The following is a 2731-nucleotide window of genomic DNA, read 5'->3' on the forward strand; positions in this document are numbered from 1 at the left end:
TTAATTCTCAGTCTCGCCCTTCTTTGCTTCCACAATTTTAGACCTGAATCCTTACAAACAAATAGCCATCACATCCTACTTGACAAAATACTCTCATATTGAAAACATTGTTTTATAATAACTGAATTAGGATGCACATAATTAGTCGTAAAAAACTTCGGGAATTTTGGGAAGCACACCCTGATTCCTATGAAGCTTTAAATAATTGGTATAAATTTGCTAGTAAAGCAAAATGGACTAATTTAATTGAGGTACAAGCAGTATATAATACGGCAGAATCAGTAAGCAATTTTACAGTTTTTAATATCAAGGGTAATACATATCGCCTCGTAGTAGATATCATAATATACTGACCAGACAATTTTTGTAAAATATATTTTAACTCACGCCGAATACGATAAAGAGAAGTGGAAAAATGACCCTTACTTTTAACCCAGAGACTTACGCCCTTTTACTAGCTAAGTATCAACCAAAATTAATTACAAATGACGCAGAAAATGAACAAGCAATACTCATAGCTGAAGAACTCGCACATCGAATAAACCGAACATCTGAAGAATCGGCTTTATATGACTTGTTGATTGCTTTAATAGAAAAATATGAAGATAAAAAATACCCAATGGGTGAGACAACCCCATTATCAATGCTTCTCCATTTAATCGAAGCTCGAAATTTAAAACAAACTGATTTAATCGGTGTAATCGGTTCGAGTAGTGTTGTGTCTGAAATTTTCAACGGTAAGCAACAGATTAGTAAAGCACAAGCGAAAGCATTAGGTGAATTTTTCCAAGTTGATGCTGACTTCTTTATACATTAATTATTGTTCAGGCGTAGGCGTAGGTTGGGTTTTGTTCCTCAAACCAACATTATCAAGGCTTTCGTTCAGAAAACAAGTGCTTTCGTTCAGAAGATAAGTGCTTTCGTTCAGAAAACAAGTGCTTTCGTTCAGAACACAACGACTTTCGTTCAGAACACAAGTCAATACGGTTTGGATAAGGTTTTTTGCTCACACGCCCTAGATGGCAAAGACGCGATAAATCGCCGTCTTTACAATAATCAGTCCTTTGTAGAGACGGCGATTTATCGCGTCTCTTTTGATTTTTTAACCTCATGAAGTATAGAAAATAGCAAAATTCAATTAATCAGGTAAAAAATCTTCATTTAAACATTCATCCGCAGTAAATGGAGAGTCTACGGGAAAAGTATCAAGAGATAAACCAGTTTCATCACTAGCTTGCTTTCTTGCATCTTGATAACACTCAGTAAAAACTTCCTGAAAATATGGTTTTAAACTAGGACTATCCTTAAAAGTCCTTGTCAACCTCCGCCGATGTTCTCTAATAGTTCCTTTCCAACTATTAGAGCGTTTTTCAGGCTGATATTTGTATTTTAATAGGTGCATTAATAGAACAACTAAATTACTCTCAAGCGCGTGTTTTTCACTTCTCCCCATACATTCAATCTCTTCAACCAGATTTTCTAAATCAACCTCAGAAAATCTCCCTTCCTTTAATTGTTGAGCAGTTGTCTCTATCCACAGATAAAAATCTTGGTCATAAAGACGAGAGTTTGTAAAAACCGTTGATTGAGGCGTTATCATCTGATTTTTCAACCTCCCAAAATCCAACTGCTATAATTAATTTAATCCCGCTCTTGCTATGCCCATAGTATATCTAAATAGATTGCATTTGAGCGTATCCCAAGTGGAACTTGAGACTTCGCAAGTAGCACGGTAAATATATAATAACAGAATTTCACCTTACCAAAAGTTTACCTTGACTTCTGGCTGCGGAAATCGCACCACTGTTACCCGAATTTCTCACCAGATCAGTAGGTTGGGTTGACGTAAGGAAACCCAACACCAAGATATCGGTTAAGCTTTCAAGATCCATGTTGGGTTGCGCTGCACTTAACCCAACCTACATCTGTAAAATACCGATATCAGTTGAAATAATTCTTTAACCGTAGAGTTTGTATATTTAAACCAACCATTTTATAATATTTAAAATTTCAATATTAATTAGGTATACGTTGTGAGTTTTGATAACGTATGTAAACTTTTCGCAGAAAAACATCCAGTAGATTTTATCAGATGGTTAATCGCTGAAGAATCTACAGATGTTAAAGTATTAAAAACCGAATTAAGTTTAGAGCCAATTCGTGCAGATTCCGTTACATTTCTACGAACTGCTAATAGAATTTTGCACATTGAGTTTCAAACTTTAACACAGTCTAATCCTGCGATTCCTTTCCGAATGTTAGATTATTCTGTGAGATTAAAGCGTCAATATAAGTGTCCAGTTGTCCAGGTAGTAATATTTTTGCAAGAGACGGATGATGAAATTGCTTTTACTGAAGAATATCTGGATGATACAACTAGACACCGCTATCGTGTAGTGCGGATGTGGGATCAGGATTCAGACTTATTCCTCAATAATTTAAATTTATGGTTCTTCAGTACTTGTTATGCCAAATTATTAAGATATAGGTATCAAACAATGTCAAAAAATGTATCAATAATCTGCTAAAAGTACTATAAAGATTGACATATGAAGAATATTTCTTGTTAACTGTAAATAGGACTCCAACTATTTTTATATAAATTTACAGTTATGACTAGCAAAAGAGATATTAAAATTCTAACAGAACTTCTTGATTTAGGAGATATAAAAGTTATACAGCACTTTGCGCGACTAATTGGTACAGTAGCAACAGTGGGCAAAATAATTTC

Annotated in this window: 3 protein-coding genes and 2 pseudogenes; 3 read left to right on the forward strand and 2 right to left on the reverse strand. The window is 34.6% G+C overall.

From position 1 onward, the window contains the following. The first annotated feature begins 131 nt into the window (after positions 1–131). Both HWQ37_RS29045 and HWQ37_RS29050 read left to right on the forward strand, forming a co-directional pair. Positions 132–432: pseudogene (locus HWQ37_RS29045) on the forward strand (type II toxin-antitoxin system HigB family toxin). Continuing rightward, positions 416–817, forward strand: coding sequence for a helix-turn-helix domain-containing protein (locus HWQ37_RS29050; RefSeq protein WP_292753879.1), 402 nt, complete (start codon positions 416–418; stop codon positions 815–817). The pseudogene HWQ37_RS29045 and the gene HWQ37_RS29050 overlap by 17 nt, the downstream one beginning before the upstream one ends. Positions 818–1138: 321 nt before the next feature. Here the strand turns inward: HWQ37_RS29050 and HWQ37_RS29055 are convergent, their stop codons facing one another. Then, positions 1139–1600, reverse strand: coding sequence for a DUF29 domain-containing protein (locus HWQ37_RS29055; protein WP_292753880.1), 462 nt, complete (start codon positions 1598–1600; stop codon positions 1139–1141). A 154-nt stretch (positions 1601–1754) separates the two neighbouring features. Then, a complete protein-coding gene (locus HWQ37_RS29060) occupies positions 1755–1892 on the reverse strand; it encodes a hypothetical protein (protein ID WP_292753881.1) in 138 nt (45 codons plus the stop codon). A gap of 141 nt (positions 1893–2033) precedes the next feature. Between HWQ37_RS29060 and HWQ37_RS29065 the strand changes: the two are divergent. Continuing rightward, positions 2034–2447: pseudogene (locus HWQ37_RS29065) on the forward strand (Rpn family recombination-promoting nuclease/putative transposase); the annotation flags it as partial. Positions 2448–2731: the final 284 nt, after the last annotated feature.

The organism is Nostoc sp. NMS4, assembly GCF_017115095.1.
In the GTDB taxonomy this organism is placed as follows: domain Bacteria; phylum Cyanobacteriota; class Cyanobacteriia; order Cyanobacteriales; family Nostocaceae; genus Nostoc.

What these genes read in the sequence shown, in the direction of transcription:
- HWQ37_RS29050 (WP_292753879.1), top strand. Translation starts at nt 416, where the DNA reads ATGACCCTTACTTTTAACCCAGAGACTTACGCCCTTTTACTAGCTAAG.
- HWQ37_RS29060 (WP_292753881.1), bottom strand. Translation starts at nt 1,892, where the DNA reads ATGGATCTTGAAAGCTTAACCGATATCTTGGTGTTGGGTTTCCTTACG.
- HWQ37_RS29055 (WP_292753880.1), bottom strand. Translation starts at nt 1,600, where the DNA reads ATGATAACGCCTCAATCAACGGTTTTTACAAACTCTCGTCTTTATGAC.